This is a genomic window from Paractinoplanes pyxinae (assembly GCF_026626335.1).
GTDB classification, from domain to species: domain Bacteria; phylum Actinomycetota; class Actinomycetes; order Mycobacteriales; family Micromonosporaceae; genus Actinoplanes; species Actinoplanes pyxinae.
The window spans coordinates 336654-358288 of the sequence record NZ_JAPNTZ010000004.1 but is presented as its reverse complement, the minus strand read 5'-3'; the positions used below and the strand labels follow the sequence as shown (position 1 = coordinate 358288).

The following is a 21635-nucleotide window of genomic DNA, read 5'->3' as shown; positions in this document are numbered from 1 at the left end:
CCCCGGGCGAGGAAACGTCGTACCCCGGTGGCATGCTCGCAGTCAGTCCCGGAAGCCTCCGGGGGCTGGTGGAAGGAGCTGCCATGGCCAAGGTGGTCGCCGACATCTCGGTGTCGCTCGACGGTTTCGTGACCGGTCCCGAGCCCGGCCCCGGTCAGGGGCTCGGCCGCGGCGGCGAGGCGCTGCACACGTGGGCGCTCGACGGCGACGCGATCGACCGGCGCGTGCTCGAAGAGGCCACCGTCGCCACCGGCGCCGTCGTCATGGGCCGCCACCTGTTCGACATCGTCGACGCCCCCGACGGCTGGAGCGACGAGATGGGGTACGGCGCGGGCCTGGCCGCCCAGCCACCCTGCCTGGTCGTCACGCGCACCCCGCCGGCCCACGTCCGGCTGGCCGACCGGTTCACCTTCGTGGTCGACGGCATCGGCAGCGCCGTCGAGAAGGGGCTGGCCCTGGCCGACGACCGTGAGGTCGTCATCATGGGCGGCGGCGCGGTCATTCGCGGCGCGATCGACGCCGGCCTGGTCGACGAATTGCGGCTCCACCTCGCGCCCGTGCTGCTGGGCGGCGGCGTCAAGCTGTTCGACGGCGCCGTGCCGCGCAATCTGCGCCAGATCCACGTGCAGGCGTCCGGTCACGCCACCCACCTCACCTACCGGGTCGACTGAGCGCCGTGCCCGAGGTCCACCTCATCACCGATCCCGGCGACGACCGGCTCGGCGACTATCGCGCCCTGACCGATCTCGAGCTGCGCACGAAGTGGGAACCGCCCAACGGCCTGTTCATCGCCGAGGGCGAGCTGGTGCTGCGCCGCGCGCTGCGGGCCGGCTACCGGCCACGGTCCTATCTGATCGACGAGAAGCGCACCGACCAGATCGCCGACCTGCCCGGCGACGCCCCGATCTACGCGGCCACGCCGGCCGTGCTCGAAGAGGCCACCGGCTTCCACGTGCACCGCGGCGTGCTCGCCTCGTTCCACCGGTCTCCCTTGCTGTCGGCGGGCGACGTCATCGCCACGGCCCGGCGCGTCGCCGTACTGGAGGACGTGAACAACCACACCAACATCGGCGCCGTGTTCCGGGGCGCGGCCGCGCTCGGCATCGACGCCGTGCTGCTCTCGCCGACCTGCGCCGACCCGCTGTACCGCCGCAGCGTGCGGGTCAGCATGGGCGAGGTGTTCGCGGTCCCGTACGCGCGTCTGGAACCCTGGCCCGCCGGCCTCGACCTGCTTCGCCAAGCCGGGTTCACCGTGCTCGCGCTGACGCCCGACGCCACAGCCGTGCCGCTGCAACGCCTCACCGACGACCAGCGCGCGAAGACGGCCCTGCTGCTGGGCGCCGAGGGCCCCGGCCTCTCGAAACACGCCCTGGCGGCCAGCGACGTCCCGGTCAAGATCCCGATGCGCCGCAACGTCGACTCGCTCAACATCGCCGCCGCGGCCGCCGTCGCCTTCTGGGAACTGGGCCGCGACGACCCCGACACCTGACCGACCCCACCCGCCCGGCCCCAGGGGCACGGGACGCGACGCAGCGCGCGGACGCGACGCGCGCCGCGGGCGCGACGCAGCACGCGGCAGCGCAGGGGCACGAGGCAACGCGCGGGCACAAGGCAACGCGCAGCAGCACGGGGACACGTGGCAACGCGCGGGCACGAGGCAACGTGCGGACGCGAGGCAACGTGCGGACGCGAGGCAACGTGCGGACGCGAACCAGCGCAGGGACCGAGCCAGCGCAAAGACGCGAGCGCCAGCGCGAGGCAGCGGGCTCGAGGCAGCGGGGCCCGAGGCAGCACGGAGCGGCGCGGGCGAGGGGCAGCGCGAGCGAGGGGCAGCGCGAGCGAGGAGCGGCGCGAGCGAGGAGCGGCGCGGACGAGGGGCGGCGCGAGCGAGGAGCGGCGCGGACGAGGGGCGGCGCGAGCGAGGAGCGGCGCGAGCGAGGGGCGGCGCGAGCGAGGGGCGGCGCGGGCGAGCGTCAGGCAGGCGAACGCCAGGCGGGCGTCAGGCCAGCACGTGCCGGTCAGGGTGCCGGGCAGCCGGCCTCGAGCGGGGAGCAAAGCGACACCCCGCCGGGCAGCGAATCGGCCGGTGGCGGACATGAAACGGCCGGCACCCCGTAGCGGGGAGCCGGCCGTTTACAAGGGAGTGCGTCAGGCGCGTTCGCGGTCGACGACGCCGTTGTAGTCGGCGCCGCCCAGGGCGGCCGACGGCGGGATCGGCTCGGGGGCCGGGAGGGCCGCCGTCTTGTCCGGGTCGCCGCTTACCTGCTCCTCGGCCAGACGTACCTGGTCGTTGACCTTCTGGGCCTCGGCGGCGGCCGCCTCGGCTGCCTCCACGGCTTCCTGCTCGACCGCGGCCGAGTTGACCGAGGCCTTCGGGATGTCGCCGGCCATGTTGGCCAGGCCGCCCAGCGCGCCGCCCATGCCCTCGAGGGCCTTGGTCAGCTCGGTCGGCACGATCCACACCTTGTTGGCCGTGCCGTTGGCGATCTGCGGCAGGGCTTGCAGGTATTGGTAGGCCAGCACCTTCTGGGACGGGTTGGCCGTGTGGATGGCGTCGAACACCGTGCGGATGGCCTTGGCCTGGCCCTCGGCCTGCAGGATGCGGGACTGCCGGTCACCGTCGGCCCGCAGCACCGCGGCCTGCTTCTCGCCCTCGGCCGTCAGGATCTGGGCCTGCTTATGGCCCTCGGCGTTGAGGATCGTGGCGCGACGTTCCCGCTCGGCGCGCATCTGCTTCTCCATGGAGTCGCGGATGCTCGGCGGCGGCTCGATCGCCTTGATCTCGACCCGGGTGACCTTGATGCCCCACCGGCCGGTGGTCTCGTCGAGCACCGTCGACAGGTGGCGGTTGATCTCTTCGCGGCTGGTCAGGGCGCGCTCGAGGTCGAGCGAGCCGATGACGTTACGCAGGGTGGTCACCGTCAGCTGCTCGATGGCCTGCAGGAAGTTGGAGATCTCGTAGGTCGCCCGCACCGGGTCGACGACCTTGAAGTAGAGCACCGTGTCGATCGACACGACCAGGTTGTCGGAGGTGATCACGGGCTGAGGCGGGAACGAGACCACCTGCTCGCGCATGTCCACCTTGCTGCGCACCGAGTCGACGAACGGCACCAGCAGGTTCAGGCCCGGCGACAGGGTCCGCTTGTACTTGCCGAGGCGCTCGACCACGTCCATGCGCTGCTGCGGGACGATGCGGACGGACCGGAGCAGCGTGACGATGGCGAACACCACGATCACGATGATGAGGACGCCGATCACAGCTTCCATGGCTCCCCTTTTCTATATGTTGGGCAGATCGTCGCGCCACACGATGACCGTGCCGCCGTCGACCTTGATGACCCGGACGCGTTCGCCGGGAAGGTACTTCTCGTGGCCGTCGAACGAGCGGGCCTGCCAGTGCTCGCCGTCGATCTTGACCATGCCGTGCGCGCCGTCGATCTCTTCGAGCACGGTGGCCTGCGTGCCCTCGATCGCCTCGACGCCGAACGGGGTGTCGCCCGTCTCGATGGCCGGCATGGCGTGGCGCTTGACGATCGGGCGCAGGGTGGCCACCGACAGGCCGGACACGACCGCGAAGACGATGATCTGCACGAGGAAAGGCGCGCCGAGAGCCGCCGCACCGGCCGCGGCGAAGGCCCCGACCCCGAAGAAGATGATCAGCAACGTGGCCGTGAAAGCCTCGGCGATCGCCAACGCGATGCCGAGCACGATCCAGACAACCGCTTCCACGCATCGATCGTGACACGTCCGCGCACGTCCGGCGACGCTGCGTGCGTCCTCGCGGAAAATGTCATCGAACTGCCATCCAAAGCCGAACCCGGCCCTCGCGCGGCGTAGCCATATCGGCCGGGCACAGTTATACCCACGAGTCATACATCGAGAGGGTCCACCGTGTCACTGCTGCCGGAGACCGGCCGACGGGTCGAGCAGATCGCCGTACGCGCCCAGGCCGAGGGGCGTACGCCGTCGCTCGTCCTGGCCGTCGTGCGTGATCGCGCCGTGCTGCACCAGGTCTTCGCGGGCGAGCATCCCCGGCCGGACGCGAAGACGCAATACCGCCTGGGGTCGATCACCAAGACGATCACCGCCACGCTGGTCATGCAGCTGCGCGACGAGGGCTTCTTCGCGCTCGACGACCTGCTCTACCGCCACCTGCCGGGCACTCCGATCGGCGGCGTCACGCTGCGTCAGCTGCTCGGGCACGTGTCCGGTCTGCAGCGCGAGCCGGACGGCGTCTGGTGGGAGCGGCACGCCGGCGGCGACGTCGACACGCTGCTGGCCGAGCTGGGCTACGACAAGGTCGCCGGGCCGCCGTTCCGTCGCTATCGCTATTCGAATTTGGCGTACGGGCTACTGGGCGCAGTGCTCGAGAAGGTGACCGGCGAGAGCTGGCAGCAGCTGGCCGGCAAGCGTGTGCTCGACCCGCTGGGCATGAAACGCACGACGTACGCGCCGGTGGAGCCGTTCGCCCGGGGTTACGTGGTGCACGAGCTGGACCGGTCGCTGCACGAGGAACCCCGCCTGGACTCGGGCGCGATGGCCCCGGCCGGCCAGCTGTGGTCGACGCTGACCGACATGGCCAAGTGGGCCGCTTTCTGGACCGATCCGGCCCCGGCCGTTCTGGCCCGCGAGACGGTCGACGAAATGTGCGCCCCGGTGGTCATCAGCGACCTCGAGTCGTGGACCGGCGGCCACGGTCTGGGCCCGCAGCTGTACCGGGTCGGCGAGCGGGTGTTCGTGGGGCACGGCGGCTCGATGCCCGGCTACGTGGCCCACTTCGCCGTCCACCGGCGCAGCCGCCTCGGTGTGGTCGCCTTCGCCAACTCGTACGGCCTGACCGGCACCACCATCAAGGACGTGGCCCTGTCCGCGCTGACCGCGGCCGTCGACGGCGAGCCGGTCGTCCTGCCGCACTGGCAGCCGCCGGCCGCGCCCACCGGCGAGGCGGCCACCCTGGTCGGCCGCTGGTGGTGGATGGGCCGCGAGTTCGAGGTCACCCCGGACGGCGACGCCGTGGTCATGACCGGCCCGCACCACCGCTCCCGGTTCACCCGCGAGGCCCCGGACCGCTGGCGCGGCGTCGAGGGCGACAACGAGGGCGAGATCCTGCAGATCCGCCGCGACGACGAGGGCCGGGTCACCGCGATCGACATCGCCACGTTCCTCTTCAAACGCGACCCCAGCCATCTGGCCTGAGGCTCAGTACCACTTGAAGAACGTGTACCGCATCAGCTCGTCCAGCACGGCGGAGTCCCCGTTGGGGAAGCGAGCGGTCACGGTGCACAGCTCCCCGTCCGTGGTGATGGCCGCCCAGACGTACCCGCGCTCGAGGTCCGAGATCTCCACCGGCCGCCCCGTGCCGGGCACCCGGCCGTAGTAGACACCGGGCTTGACGGCCGCGCTCGGCGGCGCCGCCGTGAGCTGCCGGCTCAACCGGCCCAGCACCTGGCCGACCAGCTTGGTCCTGGCGGCCGGGGTGCCCGGCACCTGGCCGAGCGGCAGCATCCGCAGCGACACGCGGTACCGGTCGTCGGCCGAGACCAGGTCGGCGCTGCCGGTCGTCTCGCGCTCCAGCGTCCACGTCTTGGGCCGGCACAGCGCCAGGCCGGTCGCGACGTCGTTGTACTGCACCAGTTCGAGGGCGGACCGCTGCTGCAGGACGGTCTTCGAGGCCACCTTGCGGTCGTCGACGTAGACGTCGACGCGGTGCTCGCCGTCGACCCGGCAGCCGGTGACGTAGAGCCGGTGCCAGTAGAGCCGATCCTGCGGCGAGATCTTGTTGCTCCAGGCCATCACGGTGGTGGTGGCCGGGATCTCGGACCATTCCTGTTCGCCCTCAGCCCGGTAGTACGCGACCAGGGCCACCCGGCTGCCCTCGGCCACCTTGTGCGGGGTGAACTGCATGCCCAGGTCCGAGCCGTTCGAGGCCAGGGTGAGGCCGGTGACGGTTCCGTCGGGTTCGGCCGGCGCCTCCGGAACCTCGTTGCGCGCCTGGGCCCGTACGGCGACGTCCTGCACCTTCTCGGCGAGCGCCCGCCTCCCGGGTTCGAGCTGCACGAGTGTGGCCAGCGTGGCCCGTACGCTGCCGTAGTTCTCGCGGCGTTCCTGCAGCAGCGGCCGCTGGGCGATCAGGGCCAGCACGTGCTCGACGGTGGCCCGCGCCGGCTTCTCCTGACCGCGCGCGACCTGGGCCAGCATCAGGTTGACCCAGGGCGTCGGCAGCACCTTGTTCATCGCGATGGCCCGCCGCGAGTACTGCTCGGACTTGTCGTACTCGCCCAGGTGGAAGTAGTTCGCCCCCAGGTTGGCCAGGGCGAAGTAGTTCTCGTCGCCGAGTTCGAGCGAGTGCAGCAGGTCGGCCGTGGCGGCCTTGCGCGCCTTCACCGAGCTGCTCGAGAAGACGAACGTGGAGACGTCGCGCTCCGGGCTGTCGGCCAGCATCGTCGCCGTGGCCCGCTGGCGGAACGCCGTCGCGTTGTCCGGGTCCAGCGAGATCGCCTCGCTGAACGAGGCCACCGCGCCGGTGAAGTCGCGGCTGCCGTGGCGCCGGTTGCCCTCGGCGATGGCCCGGATCGCCGCCTCGGGGGTGGCGGCCACCGGCCGGACCACGATGGCCAGCCCGCCCAGCACCCCGGCCAGCGCGATGGCCAGGGCCGGCCAGAGCAGGAAGAGCCGGGTGCCGGCGCCGACGGTGAGCGACAGGCCGAGCAGGGTGAGCGAGATGGCCAGCAGCGTGGCCACCCCGGCGTGCTGGTCGGCCTTGTCGTCCCAGTCGCTCGCGGTGGCCTGCAGCGCCTCCTGCCGCAGGGTCGCCTCGTCGGCCGGCACGAACATCTCGGACCACAACAGGTCGGCCCGGCCCTCGACCGGACCGGGCTGGAGCAGCCGCGACACGTCGTTGAGCTTGGATGCGGACTGCTGCCACGACATGGTGCCGGCCGAGGTGCGGCCGAGCAGTTCGGACGAGGTCTTGGCGATGTCCCGGGTGCGCCGCACGGTCGACGTCTCGACGAAGTTGCCGAACTGCTCGTTGACCCGGTCGGAGACCTCGCGCTGCTCGGCCAGGGCGGTCACGGACGCCCGCTGGGCCTCGCGCGCCGTCGTGGAGCGACGGGCGCTGGCGTCGGCCGCGGCATAGCCGGCCAGGCCGCCGAGGAGCGCCAGGAACGCCAGCAGCACGGAGACCCGGCGGTTGAAGGGCGCGTCGGATTCGTTCACGCGAAGCTCCACGCGGCAGCCAGAAGAGCACCGCCGAAACCGGCCGCGGCGCCCGAGAAAAGCAGGATGCGCAACCGCCGCCGCGCCTGACGGGCCACGGTCAGCACCAGCACGATGGCCAGCATGGCGACCGCGCACAGCGTCAGCCGCTGGCCGTGAGCCCGATGCCGGTCGGCCAGCGCGGCGGTCTGCTCGGCCTTCCCGGCCGCCAGCCCGAAGCCGTCGAAGCTGTGCAGCGCCATCAGGCGGTAGTTGTCGTAGTCGAACCGGTCGGACGCGGTTCCCTCGCCGACGAAGCCACCGATGTTCGACTGCAGCAGGAAGCTGTTCGCGACCGCCCACGTCATCCGGGCCCGCTCGGGATCCACGGCGGCCTGGGCCTCGGCCTCGGCCGCCATCCGGCGGTAGCGGGCCGCGAGCCCGCCGCTCGCCTGGGTCCGCGCGGTCGCGTCGGTCTCTTGTTGTTGCTGCATCACCGTCTCGGCCACCGCGCGCTGGTCGGCCGCGGCGGCCTTCGACTCCTGGCTGAGGGCGAGGTAGGTGACCAGCGCGCTGGACACCGTGATGAGCGCGATCGCGATGGCGATGGTCCGCTCCCAGCGGCGCTCGACCGGGTCCACCTCGGGCGCGGACGGCACCGGGGCCCGGCCGACGAACCGGCGCAGTCCCCGCGGGTGCGGCACCCGGGCGGAGGCGCCGGCACGAGGAACCGTTGTCATGCAAGAAGAGTTATCGGATCGCGGGTTCCGCGGCGTCCTCGATCCGCACTGTCCACAGTGACGGATCATCCGAAGGATGACGGCCGGACGGACTAATCCCCATGGCCAGGCCGGCCGCCACCACCGCCACGCCGAGCCAGACCGCCGGACCGGGCATCGGGCCGCCCGCGGCCACGCCCACGACGGCGGCCGAGACCGGGGCTATGCCGGTCAGCAGGCCGGCCCGGGCCGAGCCCAGGCGCTGGACGCACGTGTACCAGAGGACGAACGCCACCGCCGTTACCGCGACCGCCAGATAGATCCCGGCCAGCACGTCGTCCGGCCGCAGCCGCAGCACCGCGGCCGGGCCTTCGCCGACCAGGCCCCCGATTCCGAAGGCCACCGCGGCCATCCACGTCGAGTGGGCCGACACGCCGAGCGGACCGTGCCGCCCCAGCACCGGCACCGCCAGCAGTGTGAACCCGGCCTCGCAGGCGAACGTGACCAGCGCCCACACCAGCCCGGTGCCGTCGGTGCGGCCGAAGCCCTGCACCAGCGCGGCCCCGGCCGTGACCACCAGCGCGGCCACGATCAGCCGGCGGGCCGGGGCCTGCCCCTCGAGCAGCGGACCGGCCACCGCCAGCAGCAAGGGCACGCAAGCCACGGCCACCCCGAGCACGGCCGGTTCGGCGTGGCGGGAGCCCTGCACCAGCGCCACGTTGAACACCACCATGCCGGTCACCACGACGCCGGCCAGCCACAGCCACTCGGTGCGCCGGGGACGGACGAGGCGTTGACGGGTGACCCGGGCGAACAGCACGAGCAGCAGGCACGCCACCGCGTACCGGAGGGATTGAACGGTCAGCGAGGGCGCGCCGGCCAGGAAACCGGAGACGGCCACGCTGCCCCCGACGAAGGCCATGCCGGTGGCCCCGGCCAGAGCGGGCGCGAGATTTGTCTTCACACCACCGATGCTGGCCGCGATATGGTCCGGTTTGAAGGACCAATCCATCGCCACCGAGGGGGACCAATTTCCGGGTCGGACTTCCTGCAGCTGCGCGCCGAGGACGCTCCCGCCAAGGGGCTCACGACCTGGCTGGCCGACGGGTTGCGGGCCGCCGTGACGCACAAGCGCCTGGCGCCGGGCGAGAAGCTGCCACCGACCCGGGTGCTCGCGGCCGACCTGGGTATTTCGCGCGGCGTGGTGGTCGACGCCTACCAGCGGCTCATCGACGAGGGCCTGGCCTCGGCCCGCACCGGGGCGGGCACGACGATCGTCGCGCATCCGCACGTCCGGGACGCGCCCTCGGACCGCCGCCGCTCGCTCGACACGCTGCGCCTGCCGCTGCCCCCGGCCGACGGCATAGACATCGACCTGTCCCCCGGCGTTCCCGATCTGGCGGCGTTTCCCCGTACGGCGTGGCTGCGCGCCGAACGGGCGGTGCTCAGCGAGATGACCGCGGCCGACCTGGGCTACGGCGATCCCGGCGGCACCCCGGCCCTGCGCGGCGAGCTGGCCGGCTGGCTGGCCCGCACCCGCGGCGTGCACGCCGAGCCCGACGACGTGATCGTGGTCAACGGCGTCGCCCAGGCGCTGGCCCTGCTGGCTCAAACTCTCGAAGTGAAGCGGATCGCCGTCGAGGACCCGGGGTCGCGTGGGGCCCGCGACCAGCTCGCGCATTGGGGCGTACGCCCGGAGCCCGTCCCGGTCGACGGCGAGGGCCTGGTCGTCGGCGCGCTGACCCAGCCGGCAGCCCTGCTCACCCCGGCCCACCAGTTCCCCACCGGAGTCGTCCTCAGCCCGTCCCGGCGGCGCGCCCTGCTGCAGTGGGCGGCCGGCGGCGGCCTGGTCATCGAGGACGACTACGACGCCGAGCACCGCTACGACCGAGCCCCCGTGGCTGCGCTCCAGGGCTCGGCGCCGGACCAGGTGGCGTACGCGGGAAGTGTCTCGAAATCGCTCGCGCCCGGGATGCGTCTGGGCTGGCTGATCGCGCCCCGGCGGCTGCAGCCCGCGCTGCTGACGGCCAAGCACGACAGCGACCTCGGCAACCCCGCACTGCCGCAACTGGTGCTGGCCCGGCTGCTGGCGACCGGCGACTACGAGCGGCACCTGCGCAACGTCCGCAACCGGCAGCGCCGCCGCCGCGACGCCCTGCTGGCCGCCCTGCGTGAACACCTGCCGCAGGCCCGGGTCACGGGTGTGGCGGCCGGCCTGCACTTCCTGCTCATGCTGGACGGCGACGAGCCCGACACGCGTACGGCGGAAAGGGCGGCCGAGGACGGTGTGCTCGTCCATCCGTTGTCGTGGCACCGCATGACGCCCGGCCCGCCCGGCCTGGTGCTCGGCTACGCCGCCAACCCGCCCGACATGCTGGCCGAGGCGGCCCGGCGGCTGGGCCGGCTCATGGGACGGTGACGAAGTCGATCAGCCGCTCCATCGAGTTGATGAGCGGCGTCTCGACGTCCTTGTAGCTGCTCACCGAGGACAAGATGCGCCGCCACATGTCGTACGGCTCCCGCACGCCCACCGCCTTGCAGATGCCCTCTTTCCACGGCTGGCCGGGCGGAATCACCGGCCACTTCGACAGCCCGACCCGCTGCGGCTTGACGGCCTGCCAGATGTCGACGTACGGATGACCGGTGACCATGACGTTCGGGTCCGTCACGGCGGCCACGATCCGGCTCTCCTTGCTGCCGGCCACCAGATGGTCGACGAGCACCCCCAGCCGTCGCTCCGGTCCCGGGCGGAACTCGCGCACCGCGCCGGCCAGGTCGTCGATGCCGTCCAGCGGCTCGACCACGATGCCCTCGATCCGCAGGTCGTCGCCCCAGATCCGCTCGACCAGCGCGGCGTCGTGGATGCCCTCGACCCAGATCCGGCTCGCCTTGGCCACCTGGGCCTTCACGCCGTCCACAGCGATCGAGCCCGAAGCCGTCACCCGCCGCTGGGCCTGGGCCGGCGCCGCCGCAGGACGGCGAAGCGTGACCGGCTTGCCGTCCAACAGGAAGGCGGCCGGCGCCAGCGGGAAGTTGCGGCGCTTGCCGAACCTGTCCTCGAGCACCACGGCGCCCAGCTCGAAACCGATGACCGCGCCGCAGAACCCGGATTCCGCGTCCTCGACGACCAGGTCGCGTTCGGCGTCCACCTCGGGCGCGACCTTCCGCCGCCGCCACTCCCCTTTGAGCACGTCCTCCCCATACATGCTCCGCACCGTAACCCGTGCGTAGGGACACGGCGTTTCTGACTCTCCGGCCGAGACAGAGTTCCCGAAGGCCACGTACCCTTGCTCGCATGTCCCCCGCAGCAGATGCGGCCACCCGCGTCGCGCGGCGCTCCACCCGGTTCGTGGCCTGGGTGCGCGCCTGGCGCGCCGGGCTCGCCCCCTTCGACGAGCTGGCCGACGAGATCGCCCGCGACGAGGAACACCTCGTCGCCGACGTGCCCGGCACGTGGACCGACGTGCCGCTGCCGCAGGGCCTGCCGGCCTTCGCCAAGGTGCACCCCGACGACATCCGGCTCGTGCTGCCCGCCCCCGGCGACCCGCGCGGCCTGCCCGGCCCCGGCCCGCTGACCGGCGCGGCCATGCTGGCCGGCGAGGCCGTGATGACACCCACCTTCGGTGTCGTGCCCGAAGTACGCCGGCACGTCTCCGGCTCCGGCGTCGAGTTCGAGACGGTGCTGTGGCGCTGGTTCCCGGTCGAGAACTACCGCCCGGTCTTCCAGCTGGGCGCGGCCGAGGCCGAGGGCGAGCTGACCCTGGCCCTGAGCGAGGCGACCACCCAGCTGACCAAGCTCGACGTGGCCCAGTGGAAGCCCGAACTGGCCGGCGCCCTGCAGGCGTTGCGCCGCCCCGAGAGCACGGCCACCCTGCCGCCCGGCTTCGACCCGCGCGCCCGCCGCCTGTTCGCCCGCGCCTCCGTCCTCGACCAGGTGCTCGCCCTGGCGTCGTCCAATGCGCCGGGCGGGGCCATCAACGGCTACGAGGCCCAGCAACGCGACGCCGCCCTGCGCCCGCTGACCGACGCGTGCCGCCAGGCCCTGGTCGCCGCGTGCAACTCGCCGTTGCATGCCTGACCGCTTCAAGCACTGCACCTTCTGCGGCGCCCGCTTCGTGCCGGGCCAACCGTGGCCGCGCCGCTGCACAGCCTGCGCCGAGACGACGTACCGAAACCCGACCCCCGTGGCGGTCGCCCTCCAGCCCATAGCCGCCGGCCTGCTGGTGATCCGTCGCGCCATCCCGCCCGCCCTGGACAAACTGGCCCTGCCCGGCGGCTTCATCGACTACGGCGAGTCCTGGCAGGACGCGGCGGCCCGCGAACTCTTCGAGGAAACGGGCCTGAGGGCTGACCCGGCCACGGCCACGTTGTACGACACGATCAGCGCACCCGACAGCACGCTGCTCGTCTTCGCCTTGTTCCCGCCGCTCGCCTCCACGGACGACATGCCCCCGGCGGAACCGAACGACGAGACGTACGGCTGGGAAGTCCTGAAAGAGCCCGCCGAACTCGGCTTCAGCCTGCACACCGCCGTGGCGGCGCGCTTCTTCAGCTGATCAGCCCGGCGGTCACGAGTTCGGCGACCAGCAGTTGAATCGCCGGGGCGCAGCGGGCCGAGTCGGCTGAGGTGAACCAGGCCAGCTCGGCTATCTCGTTGGCGGCGACCGGCTCGTCCTCGGGTTTGCCGCCGGTGAAGCAGATCAGCCGTACGGTCGTGCCGGGTGGGCGGTTGTGGGCGGGCGCCACGATCTCGGTGAACAGCGTCAGGTCGGCCGGGTCGACGACGAGGCCTACCTCTTCCCGCGTCTCGCGGGCGGCCGCTTCGGCGTACGTCTCGAAGGGCTCGGGTTTGCCGCCGGGCAGATAGAAGGCGTCCAGGCCCCGTGGCCGCACCACCAGCACCCGGCGGTCGCGGACGTGGACCCAGGCGGCGGCGATCACTTCGCTTGTCACCGGACGAGCCTAAATCGTGGGCTTGCCGGAATCCTGAGCAGCGCTTGGCGTCGCGGCCTACGTTGGGCGGCATGCAGAAGCCGGAACTGGACGACGGGCAGCGGGTGCTGGCCGCCCGCGTCACCGCGATGATCGAGGGGCTGGGGCCGGCCGACGACCATTCGGACGCCCGGCCCGCGCTGCGCGAGCTCACCCGCGACCGGCTGGTGCTGGGCGACGTGCTCGGCGACTATCTGCACCGGGTGATGGCGGGCGGTCAGGCCGAGACCATTTCGCTCTGGCCGGTGCTCGAACTGCTGCGTTCGGCGGGCGCCGACGAGGAGCGGGCGGCGGCCAAGGCGGCCTGGCTGCGTACCTCGCCGGTCACTCCACCACGTTGACCGGCACGCCCTCGGGCAGGTGCTCGAGCAGCAGGCGTTGAACGTCGGGCGGCACGCGCACACAGCCGTTGGAGATGCTGCGCCCGAACGCCGACTCGTCGGTCCAGGCGTGGATCGCGGTGTGACCGTTGCGCAGCGAGGCCGACAGCGCCTCCCGATCGTCGGGCACGGCCCCCAGCACGAGCGCGTCGAGCCCGCCGTAGACCGAACCCTGCGTGATCGTGCGGCCCATCACGAAGGTGCGTCCCAGCGGCGTCGGCGTGCGCGACGAGCCCACCGCGACCTTCCAGTGCCCGCGCTGCCGGCCGTCGCGCAGCCAGGTCAGCTCGCGCCGGCTGCGGTCGACGACGAGCTGGTCCCGCAGGCGATGCACGGCGCCCGCGGACGTGGGAACCCACCCGATGCGCCGGTTGATCGACGGGATCAGCACGGCCAGCCAGCCCGGCCGCTTGTCGACGACGGGTGCGGTCACCGGCAGCCCGCTGATCGACCGGGGAAGGAAGGCCCTCGGCTCGCCGCCGGGCGCGTCGTAGATCGCCGTTTTCCCGTACGGCCGGAGCCCTTCAACCAAAGCCGAGCCCGAGTGGGTGGCCGGATCCCTCGGCAGGCCGGAAGCCGCACTCCAGTAGGAGATCTTCGGCAGCCCGGCCGGCGCCGGCGCGGCCTTGGGCACCACCACCTGGGCCACCGGCGTGCGCACCACGGCCGGCACCTGGCGCACGGCCAGCGTCCCCGCGCTCTGCTCCCGCGTGGCCGCCGCGGCCGCCGTGGCGCCCAGGGCTACCGCGAGCAGCCCGGCCGCGACCGCCCTACGGGTGTACATCGCACCACACTATGACAATTCGACCGCCTGCGAGAATGCGACGATGCGAAACGCGATCATCTTTCACGGGACGGGCGCCCACCCGGGCGTGGCTTGGTACCCCTGGCTCGCGGCACGGCTGGCCGAGCGGGTGTACGACGTCGAAGTTCCGCATTACCCCGGAATCAACGCCGACCCGGTCGCCGGGTTACTGCCCCGCATCCTCGAATCGCACCGCTTCGACGAGCAGACGGTGCTCGTCGGCCATTCCGGCGGGGCCGCGCTGCTGCTGGCGCTGCTCGAGCACGTGCGCGTGAGCCAGGCGATCCTCGTCGCCGGCTATTGCACCCGGCCCAACGATTCCGAGGAGCCCGTGCTGCAGGACAGCTACGACTGGGACACCATTCGGGCCAACGGCGGCGAGCTCTATTTCATCAATTCCCGCAACGACCCGTACGGCTGCGACGACCGCCAGGGCCGCGCCATGTTCGACAATTTGGGCGGCACGCAGATCGTCCGCGACGACGGCCACTTCGGCGACTACAACCAGGTCTACGACGAGTTCCCGCTGGTCGACCGGCTCATCCCCTAGCGGCGTCGAGCCGGGCCACCCTTCGTGGCCCGGCCGTGCGGCGATAGCTGGCGTCGAGCAGTTCGCCGATCTCGGCCCAGTCGGTGTCGTCGTCCAGATCGATCCCGATCCACCCGCTGGGCCCCAGATAGGCCGGCACGTAACAGCGCGAGTCGTCCACCAGCGCCTCGCGCTCGTCCGGTTCCAGCAACACCAATACCGACTGATGATGCCGCCGATATTCGCCGTTGACCTTCACCGAGCCGCCGTAATACGCGAACACTTTGGTGGTGTAGAAAGCCGGGATCCCGTGCGACACCTTCTCTGCCGCATCGGGAAATTCGAGGGCCATTTCCCGTACGCGGGAAAGCAGTTGATCTTCGTTGTCGAACATCACCGGATGGCCCATCGCGGTCAGATCTCGTCGATCAGGTCGGCCACCGAGTTGATGATGCGGGACGGCCGGAACGGGTAGCGCTCGGCCTCTTCCCGGGTGCTGATGCCGGTGAGGACCAGGATCGTCTCGAGGCCGGCTTCGAGGCCGCACAGCACGTCGGTGTCCATCCGGTCGCCGATCATGGCCGTGCTCTCGCTGTGGCCGCCGATGACGTTGAGCGCCGAGCGCATCATCATCGGGTTGGGCTTGCCCACGAAGTACGGGTCGACGCCGGTGGCCTTGCTGATCATGGCGGCCACCGAGCCGGCCGCGGGCAGCGCGCCCTCGTTGGAGGGGCCGGTCGCATCCGGGTTGGTGCAGATGAAGCGCGCGCCGCCGTCGATGAGCCGGATCGCCTTGGTTATCGCCTCGAAGCTGTAGGTGCGGGTCTCGCCGAGCACCACGTAGTCGGGGTCGAACTCGGTCAGCACGTACCCGGTCGCGTGCATGGCCGTGGTCAGGCCGGCCTCGCCGATGACGTACGCCGTGCCGCCCGGCCGCTGATCGGCCAGGAACTGGGCGGTGGCCAGGGCGGCCGTCCAGATCGACTGCTCGGGCACCTCGATGCCCATGCGGGCCAGCCGGGCCTGCAGGTCACGCGGCGTGTAGATCGAGTTGTTGGTCAGGATCAGGAACGGCTTGCCGGAGGTCTTCATCTTGTGCACGAACTCGGGGGCGCCCGGCACCGGCACACCCTCGTGGACGAGGACCCCGTCCATGTCGGTGAGCCAGCTCTCGACGGCCTTGCGCTCAGTCATCATGCTCCTCGTCGCTGTGGGGGTGGACAGCACGGGACCGGGCAGTCGTCCCAGACCGGCAGCGTACCGAGCCTCTTGAGCGGCGCCCCGTCGGTGCGCTCCTGAACCAGTTCCCGCACCATCGTGACGAACTGCGGATCGATGCCGGGGGTGGCCGCCCGCGCGTACCCCAGGCCGAGCCGCTTGGCCGTCTCGGCGGCCTCGTTGTCGAGGTCCCAGATCACCTCGAGGTGGTCGGAGACGAACCCGATCGGGCTGACGACGACATCGGTCACGCCCCGCTCCTTCAGGGCCTCGAGGTGATCGTTGATGTCCGGTTCGAGCCAGGGCACCTGCGGCGGGCCGGAACGGCTCTGCCACACCAGGTCCCAGTCGTCGTGACCGGCGACCAGCCGCGCCGTCTCGTGCAGTTGCGCCTCGTAGCGCCCACCGGTCGGCCCCGCGGTCTTGGCCATGCTCAGCGGGATCGAGTGGGCGGTGAAGACCAGGCGCGTCGTCTCGCGGCGGCTCTCGTCGAGGGTGGCCAGAGCGGCCCGTACGGCGTTCTTGTGCGGCCCGACGAAGCCGGGGTGATCCCAGAACTGGCGCAGCTTCGAGATGACCGGCGCACCCGGGCCGACCTTGGCCCGGGCGTTGGCGATGTCTTCCCAGTACTGCTTGCACGACGAATACCCGCCGTACGCGCTGGTGGCGAACCCGAGGGCGTGGGTGACACCGTCGTCGCGCATCCGGGCCACGGTGTCGGCGAGCATCGGGTGCCAGTTGCGGTTGCCCCAGTACGTGGGCAGGTCGACTCCGTTCGCGGCGAAGTCCTTGCCCACCGCGGCCAGCAGATCGCGGTTCTGCTGGTTGATCGGCGAGACGCCGCCGAAGTGGTAGTAGTGCTCGGCCACCTCGGCCAGGCGCTCATCCGGGACGCCGCGCCCGCGCACCACGTTGCGCAGGAACGGCATCACGTCATCGGGCTTCTCGGGCCCGCCGAAGGACAGCAGGACGAACGCGTCATAGACCACTCGTCCACTATTCCACCGGACTAGGCGCCGAGCGCGTGGTAGCCCCCGTCGACGTGCACAACCTCACCCGTGGTGGCCGGGAACCAGTCCGACAGCAGCGCGCAGATCGCCTTGCCGGCGGCGGACGTGTCGTGCAGGTCCCAGCCCAGCGGCGCCCGGTCGGCCCACGCGTCCTCGAACTGCTCGAAGCCGGGGATCGACTTGGCCGCCATCGTGCGCAGCGGGCCGGCCGAGACCAGGTTGCTGCGGATGCCTTTACCGCCCAGGTGCAGGGCCAGGTAGCGGTTGGCCGACTCGAGGCCCGCCTTGGCCACGCCCATCCAGTCGTAGACCGGCCACGCCTTGGTGGCGTCGAACGTCAGGCCCACGACGCTGCCGCCGGCCTGCATGAGCGGCAGGCAGGCAACGGCCAGAGACTGGTACGAGTACGTCGAGACGTGCAGCGCCTTCGACACGTCCTCCCACTGGGCGTTCAGGAACTCGCCGCCCAGCACGCTCTGCGGCCCGAACGCGATCGAGTGCAGCACCCCGTCGAGCCCGTCCACGTGCTCGCGCACCTTGTCCGGCAGCGCGGCCAGGTGCTCCGCGTCGGTGACGTCGAGCTCGATCACCGGCGGCGGCTCGGGCAGACGCTTGGCGATCCGCTCGACCAGCGACATGCGGCCGAACCCGGTCAGCACGACCTTCGCGCCGTTCTCCTGAGCGATCTTGGCCGCCGAGAACGCGATGGAAGCGTCCGTGATCACGCCGGTGATGAGCAGCCGTTTGCCGGCCAGCAATCCAGACACAGTGGTAATCGCTCCTTCTATAGGGATTCAGTGGCCCATGCCGAGGCCGCCGTCGACCGGGATGACGGCGCCGTTGATGTAGCCGGCCGTGTCACCGGCCAGGAAGGTGACGGCCGCCGCGACCTCGTCGACCGTGGCCAGCCGGCCCGCCGGCACCGCCTTGATGATCTCGGCCCGCCGGTCGTCCGACAGCACCTGGGTCATCTCGGTGTCGATGAAGCCCGGGGCCACCACGTTGGCCGTGATGTTGCGGCTGCCCAGCTCGCGGGTGATGCTGCGGGCCATGCCGACCAGACCGGCCTTGCTGGCCGCGTAGTTCACCTGGCCCGGACCGCCGTACAACCCGACCACGGACGAGATGAAGATGATCCGGCCCCACTTGGCGCGCAGCATCTTCGAGCTGGCCCGCTTGGCGACCCGGAACGAGCCCTTGAGGTTCGTGTCGATGACCCGTTCGAACTGCTCCTCGCTCATGCGCAGCAGCAGCGTGTCGTCGGTGATGCCGGCGTTGGCCACCAGCACCTCGACCGGGCCGAGCTCCTTCTCGATCTGGGTGAACGCGGCGTCGACCTGAGCCGGGTCGGTGATGTCGCACTGCACCCCGTACAGGCCCTCGGGAGCGCCGCTGCCCCGGTGCGTGACCGCGACCCGGTCACCCTGCTTGGCGAAAGCCTGCGCGATGGCGAGGCCGATGCCCCGGTTGCCGCCTGTCACCAATACCGTGCGAGCCACGACCTTCGCTCCTCATACCCAGGTAGGGGGTGCCGGATGGCACCGCGGGGGCACGACGGCGCGGTGCGCAGCGCCGTAACCTGCCGGAGTGGAGACTATCGGCCCGGTGACCCGGCGCAATGCCACGGGGCCGCTACGCCGCCTGTTCTGGTCCCGCGAGGTTCCGCGCCCGGCCCCGACGGCGCGCATCTGGATCTATGTGCTGCCCCTGGGCCTGCTCGCCCTGGCCGGCCTGGGCCTCGTCACCGGCGTCTACCTGACCGAGAACCGGTCGCTCGACCCGTTCTGGGTGGCCGTCGTCGCGGTCGGCTCGGTGCTGCCGGTCGTGCTCACTCTCCGTCGCCCCGTGCTGGCCTGGCGGCTGGGGTTCCTGATGCTGTTCCTCGGCGCGCTGCAGGCCGGCCCGAAGGAGTCGTGGCCCTGGAACTCGGTCCAGATCCTCGGCTTTTTGCTGGTCATGGGCCGCCTCGCGGTGGTCGAGGACGCCGGCCTGACCATCTGGGCCACCGCCTTCAACCTGATCCCGGTCTTCGTGTACGCCCCGTACGCGAACGCGTGGGGCGCGGCGATCCTGATGGTGACGATCGCCGCGCTGGGCGACATCGTCGCGCGCCGGCGCCGTACGAAGGCCCTGCTCGCCGAGAGCGTCGAGCTCACCGAGCAGGAGCGGGCCAAACGGGCCGTCCTCGAGGAACGCACCCGGATCGCCCGCGAGATGCACGACGTGGTCGCCCACCACATGTCGATGATCGCCGTCCGGGCCGAGACGGCGCCGTACCGGGTGGGCGACCTGTCCGACCCGGCCAAGGAGGAGCTGGCCACCATCGCCGACGCCGCCCGCGAGGCCCTGACCGACATGAGGCGTCTGCTGGGCGTGCTGCGAGCCGAACAGGACGAGGCGCCGCGTGCTCCCCAACCCGGCTTCGCCGAGGTGAAAGACCTGGTCGAGACGGCGCGGGCGGCCGGCATCAAGGTCAGCTACGACCAGCACGACGTGCCCGAGCTGCCCGAGACGGTGAGCCTGGCCGCCTACCGCATCGTGCAGGAAGCCCTGGCCAACGCCGCCCGCCACGCCCCGGGCCGCCCGGTCACCGTCGACGCCCACGGCTTCGACGACCGGCTCGAACTCACCGTGCGCAACCCGCTGACGACCGCGGTCACCCAAGGCAAGGGCCACGGCCTGGACGGCATGCGGGAACGGGCCGAACTGCTGGGCGGCACGCTCACCGCCGCCCCCGAGAACGACCATTTCGTCGTACGCGCGAGATTGCCATGGGGAGACCAGTGATCAAGATCCTGATCGCCGACGACCAGGCCATGGTCCGCCAGGGCTTCGGCGCCCTGCTGGCCGCCCAGCCCGACATGCTCGTGGTGGGCGACGCCGCCGACGGAGCCGCCGCGGTGGCCCAGTCCCGCGAACTCCGCCCGGACGTGGTCCTGATGGACGTACGCATGCCAATAATGGACGGCCTGGAAGCAACCCGCCGCCTCAACCAGCCCGACGGCCCCAAGGTTCTAATCCTGACCACATTCGACCTGGACGATTACGTGTACGCGGCACTGCGCGCCGGAGCGAGCGGCTTCCTGCTGAAAGACGCCCCCGCCGCCGACCTCATCAACGCCGTGCGCATAGTCGCCGCCGGCGAAGCCCTGCTGGCCCCGTCGGTGACCCGCCGCCTGATAGCCGAATTCGCCGCCCGCCCCGGAGCCGCCCGCCCGAAACCGGCCGCCCTCAACGCCCTGACCCCCCGCGAAACCGACGTCCTACGCCTCATCGCGCGAGGACAGTCCAACCAGGAGATAGCCGAAGACCTCGTCGTGGCCGAACAAACCGTCAAGACCCACATCGGCCGCATCCTGGCCAAGCTCAACCTGCGAGACCGAGCCCAAGCAGTCGTTTTCGCCTACGAAACAGGCCTCGTCATACCTGGGTAGCACCATCGATTGCGGTCTCTGGTGTGACGATCGCGGGGGTACTTCGGCCGGACGCTGCGGCCCATGCGAATCCTGCCGCTCGCCCTTGTTCTGACCAGCTTCCTCGCCCTCACGCTGCCCGTCCCCGCGCGATCGAGCCAAGCCCACGCCGCCGCCCCACCCAGGGTGGGCAGCCTAGGGGAATCGGACCAAGCACGCGTCGCGTTGTCCACAGGCACGTCGGTGGACGCCGGCTTCGCGCCGCCGTTGTCCACAGGCAGCCAAGCGCTCGTCGGCCTCTACCGCGCGACCGCCACCCGGATGCTTGCCACCGGCTGCCCCTACGCCAATTGGGCCGCTCAGGGCCGCCACTTTCTGTTCTTCGATCCGGCGGGTGACGGCCGCACCGCGGAAGTGCTCGGCGACCTCTCCACCGCCACCCGGGTCGCTGTGCTCATTCCCGGGGTGGACACCACGCTCGCTGACTTTGATCGTGGGCTTGGTGGTGTTCCGCGCCGGGCGCCCGGCGTCCAAGCCCGAGCTCTGTACGACATGCTCGCCAAGCTGGACCCGCACACCGCCGTCATCGCCTGGCTCGGGTATGACCCGCCGGAGGGGATCGGGTTGGCGGCGGCCACCGAGGGGCGGGCCCGGGCGGGCGCCGTCGCGCTGACCGGCTTTGTGCGTGAGTTGTTGCCCTCGAAGCACGTCACGCTGATCGGCCACAGCTACGGCTCGATCGTGGCCGGGCTGGCCGCCAAGGATCTGCCCGAGGTGGGTGACGTCGTCACGCTGGGTGCGCCGGGCATCGGTGTCGATCGGGCCGCCGAGTTGGGTGGGGCGCGGGTCTGGTCGGCTCTCGCGCCGACCGACTGGATTCGGCGGGTGCCTCAGGTGCGGGTGCTCGGGCTGGGGCTCGGCAAGCGACCGACCTCGGCCGGATTCGGGGCGTCGGCCCTGCCCACCGAAGGTGTCGCCGGGCACGATTTCTACCTTGTGCCGGGCAGTTCGACACTGAAGGCGGTGGGCGACGTCGTCCTCTCGGGTGGTCTCGGCCACGACGGGGCGGGCGACGTTTCTTAAGTTGGTCTTAAGGGGTATTGTTCCGGTCGGTCCTGACGCCGAACGACTTGCTGGAGGTGATCGCTGTGCGAGATAGCGATCCTCCTAGTCGTGGCCGGGCCGATATTCACTGAGCCCCGCATCCACCAGGCCCTCCGGGCCCCCAGTCGTGTGCGCCGCGACGAAGGATGCGTGGGCGCCGGCCGCGACGTGACGTGCGCTGAAAAGTTGCCAGTCACCAGCGGAAGAAGCCGTCAGATGAAGAACCTCATCGCACCCCTGACCTTCACGGTCGCCGCCGTCTACGTGG

At 71.4% G+C, this 21635-nt stretch carries 24 protein-coding genes; 11 read left to right on the top strand and 13 right to left on the bottom strand.

Translation table 11 applies throughout. From position 1 onward, the window contains the following. Window positions 1-83: 83 nt before the first annotated feature. Complete coding sequence (locus OWR29_RS12860) at window positions 84-671, top strand: dihydrofolate reductase family protein (RefSeq protein WP_267562934.1); 588 nt, start codon at window positions 84-86, stop codon at window positions 669-671. After that, window positions 668-1489, top strand: coding sequence for a TrmH family RNA methyltransferase (locus OWR29_RS12855; protein WP_438872589.1), 822 nt, complete (start codon window positions 668-670; stop codon window positions 1487-1489). The genes OWR29_RS12860 and OWR29_RS12855 overlap by 4 nt, the downstream gene beginning before the upstream one ends. A gap of 659 nt (window positions 1490-2148) precedes the next feature. Here OWR29_RS12855 and OWR29_RS12850 read toward each other — a convergent pair. Both OWR29_RS12850 and OWR29_RS12845 read right to left on the bottom strand, forming a co-directional pair. Continuing rightward, window positions 2149-3267: an SPFH domain-containing protein gene (locus OWR29_RS12850; RefSeq protein WP_267562931.1), complete on the bottom strand. Its 1119-nt coding sequence runs from the start codon at window positions 3265-3267 to the stop codon at window positions 2149-2151. Window positions 3268-3279: 12 nt separating this feature from the next. After that, window positions 3280-3729: an NfeD family protein gene (locus tag OWR29_RS12845; protein WP_267562930.1), complete on the bottom strand. Its 450-nt coding sequence runs from the start codon at window positions 3727-3729 to the stop codon at window positions 3280-3282. Between the two features lie 162 nt (window positions 3730-3891). On the opposite strand from OWR29_RS12845, the gene OWR29_RS12840 reads away from it, so the two are divergent. Next, a complete protein-coding gene (locus tag OWR29_RS12840; RefSeq protein ID WP_267562929.1) occupies window positions 3892-5196 on the top strand; it encodes a serine hydrolase domain-containing protein in 1305 nt (434 codons plus the stop codon). Between the two features lie 3 nt (window positions 5197-5199). On the opposite strand, the gene OWR29_RS12835 is transcribed toward OWR29_RS12840, so the two are convergent. Genes OWR29_RS12835 through OWR29_RS12825 form a run of 3 tightly spaced genes read right to left on the bottom strand, consistent with a single transcriptional unit; the run spans window position 5200 to window position 8880 of the window. After that, a complete protein-coding gene (locus tag OWR29_RS12835; protein ID WP_267562927.1) occupies window positions 5200-7218 on the bottom strand; it encodes a tetratricopeptide repeat protein in 2019 nt (672 codons plus the stop codon). Next, window positions 7215-7937 (bottom strand): hypothetical protein, encoded by a 723-nt coding sequence (locus OWR29_RS12830; RefSeq protein WP_267562926.1) that lies wholly within the window; start codon window positions 7935-7937, stop codon window positions 7215-7217. Before OWR29_RS12830 ends, OWR29_RS12835 begins: the two co-directional genes overlap by 4 nt. A 10-nt stretch (window positions 7938-7947) precedes the next feature. Next, on the bottom strand, window positions 7948-8880 hold the full coding sequence (locus OWR29_RS12825) for a DMT family transporter (RefSeq protein WP_267562925.1): 933 nt from the start codon (window positions 8878-8880) through the stop codon (window positions 7948-7950). 21 nt (window positions 8881-8901) lie between these two features. Between OWR29_RS12825 and pdxR the strand changes: the two genes are divergently transcribed. Next, complete coding sequence (gene pdxR, locus OWR29_RS12820; protein WP_267562924.1) at window positions 8902-10335, top strand: MocR-like pyridoxine biosynthesis transcription factor PdxR; 1434 nt, start codon at window positions 8902-8904, stop codon at window positions 10333-10335. Here the strand turns inward: pdxR and OWR29_RS12815 are convergent. Continuing rightward, a complete protein-coding gene (locus OWR29_RS12815) occupies window positions 10322-11122 on the bottom strand; it encodes a DUF3097 domain-containing protein (RefSeq protein ID WP_267562923.1) in 801 nt (266 codons plus the stop codon). The genes pdxR and OWR29_RS12815 overlap by 14 nt on opposite strands. 89 nt (window positions 11123-11211) lie before the next feature. Between OWR29_RS12815 and OWR29_RS12810 the strand changes: the two genes are divergently transcribed. Together OWR29_RS12810 and OWR29_RS12805 are read left to right on the top strand one after the other, a co-directional pair. Then, window positions 11212-11994 (top strand): Rv1486c family protein, encoded by a 783-nt coding sequence (locus OWR29_RS12810; RefSeq protein WP_267562921.1) that lies wholly within the window; start codon window positions 11212-11214, stop codon window positions 11992-11994. Then, complete coding sequence (locus tag OWR29_RS12805) at window positions 11987-12472, top strand: NUDIX domain-containing protein (protein WP_267562920.1); 486 nt, start codon at window positions 11987-11989, stop codon at window positions 12470-12472. The genes OWR29_RS12810 and OWR29_RS12805 overlap by 8 nt, the downstream gene beginning before the upstream one ends. Here OWR29_RS12805 and OWR29_RS12800 read toward each other — a convergent pair. Then, window positions 12465-12869 (bottom strand): NUDIX hydrolase, encoded by a 405-nt coding sequence (locus tag OWR29_RS12800; protein ID WP_267562919.1) that lies wholly within the window; start codon window positions 12867-12869, stop codon window positions 12465-12467. The two genes, OWR29_RS12805 and OWR29_RS12800, sit on opposite strands and share 8 nt — an antisense overlap. 71 nt (window positions 12870-12940) lie before the next feature. Between OWR29_RS12800 and OWR29_RS12795 the strand changes: the two genes are divergently transcribed. Further along, window positions 12941-13249: a hypothetical protein gene (locus OWR29_RS12795; protein WP_267562918.1), complete on the top strand. Its 309-nt coding sequence runs from the start codon at window positions 12941-12943 to the stop codon at window positions 13247-13249. Here the strand turns inward: OWR29_RS12795 and OWR29_RS12790 are convergent. Further along, the gene (locus tag OWR29_RS12790; protein ID WP_267562917.1) at window positions 13233-14072 is read right to left on the bottom strand and encodes a L,D-transpeptidase; all 840 of its coding nucleotides are present in this window, start codon (window positions 14070-14072) and stop codon (window positions 13233-13235) included. The two genes, OWR29_RS12795 and OWR29_RS12790, sit on opposite strands and share 17 nt — an antisense overlap. 43 nt (window positions 14073-14115) lie before the next feature. Between OWR29_RS12790 and OWR29_RS12785 the strand changes: the two genes are divergently transcribed. Beyond that, the gene (locus tag OWR29_RS12785; protein ID WP_267562916.1) at window positions 14116-14643 is read left to right on the top strand and encodes an alpha/beta hydrolase; all 528 of its coding nucleotides are present in this window, start codon (window positions 14116-14118) and stop codon (window positions 14641-14643) included. On the opposite strand, the gene OWR29_RS12780 is transcribed toward OWR29_RS12785, so the two are convergent. From OWR29_RS12780 to OWR29_RS12760, 5 genes are read right to left on the bottom strand one after another with little or no spacing between them, the layout of a single operon-like run. Continuing rightward, window positions 14633-15031: an MmcQ/YjbR family DNA-binding protein gene (locus OWR29_RS12780; RefSeq protein WP_267562915.1), complete on the bottom strand. Its 399-nt coding sequence runs from the start codon at window positions 15029-15031 to the stop codon at window positions 14633-14635. The genes OWR29_RS12785 and OWR29_RS12780 overlap by 11 nt on opposite strands. A 5-nt stretch (window positions 15032-15036) precedes the next feature. Further along, on the bottom strand, window positions 15037-15816 hold the full coding sequence (locus OWR29_RS12775; protein WP_267562914.1) for an HAD-IIA family hydrolase: 780 nt from the start codon (window positions 15814-15816) through the stop codon (window positions 15037-15039). Continuing rightward, window positions 15816-16829 (bottom strand): ferrochelatase, encoded by a 1014-nt coding sequence (locus OWR29_RS12770; RefSeq protein WP_267562912.1) that lies wholly within the window; start codon window positions 16827-16829, stop codon window positions 15816-15818. Before OWR29_RS12770 ends, OWR29_RS12775 begins: the two co-directional genes overlap by 1 nt. A 20-nt stretch (window positions 16830-16849) precedes the next feature. Next, window positions 16850-17617 (bottom strand): enoyl-ACP reductase FabI, encoded by a 768-nt coding sequence (gene fabI, locus OWR29_RS12765; protein WP_267562911.1) that lies wholly within the window; start codon window positions 17615-17617, stop codon window positions 16850-16852. A gap of 27 nt (window positions 17618-17644) precedes the next feature. Next, on the bottom strand, window positions 17645-18349 hold the full coding sequence (locus OWR29_RS12760; protein ID WP_267562910.1) for a beta-ketoacyl-ACP reductase: 705 nt from the start codon (window positions 18347-18349) through the stop codon (window positions 17645-17647). 88 nt (window positions 18350-18437) lie between these two features. Between OWR29_RS12760 and OWR29_RS12755 the strand changes: the two genes are divergently transcribed. The 3 genes from OWR29_RS12755 (at window position 18438) to OWR29_RS12745 (ending at window position 21346) form a co-directional block, all read left to right on the top strand. Then, a complete protein-coding gene (locus tag OWR29_RS12755; RefSeq protein WP_267562909.1) occupies window positions 18438-19637 on the top strand; it encodes a sensor histidine kinase in 1200 nt (399 codons plus the stop codon). Then, complete coding sequence (locus OWR29_RS12750) at window positions 19634-20284, top strand: response regulator (protein ID WP_267563263.1); 651 nt, start codon at window positions 19634-19636, stop codon at window positions 20282-20284. Before OWR29_RS12755 ends, OWR29_RS12750 begins: the two co-directional genes overlap by 4 nt. 63 nt (window positions 20285-20347) lie before the next feature. Continuing rightward, the gene (locus OWR29_RS12745; protein WP_267562907.1) at window positions 20348-21346 is read left to right on the top strand and encodes an alpha/beta hydrolase; all 999 of its coding nucleotides are present in this window, start codon (window positions 20348-20350) and stop codon (window positions 21344-21346) included. Window positions 21347-21635: the final 289 nt, after the last annotated feature.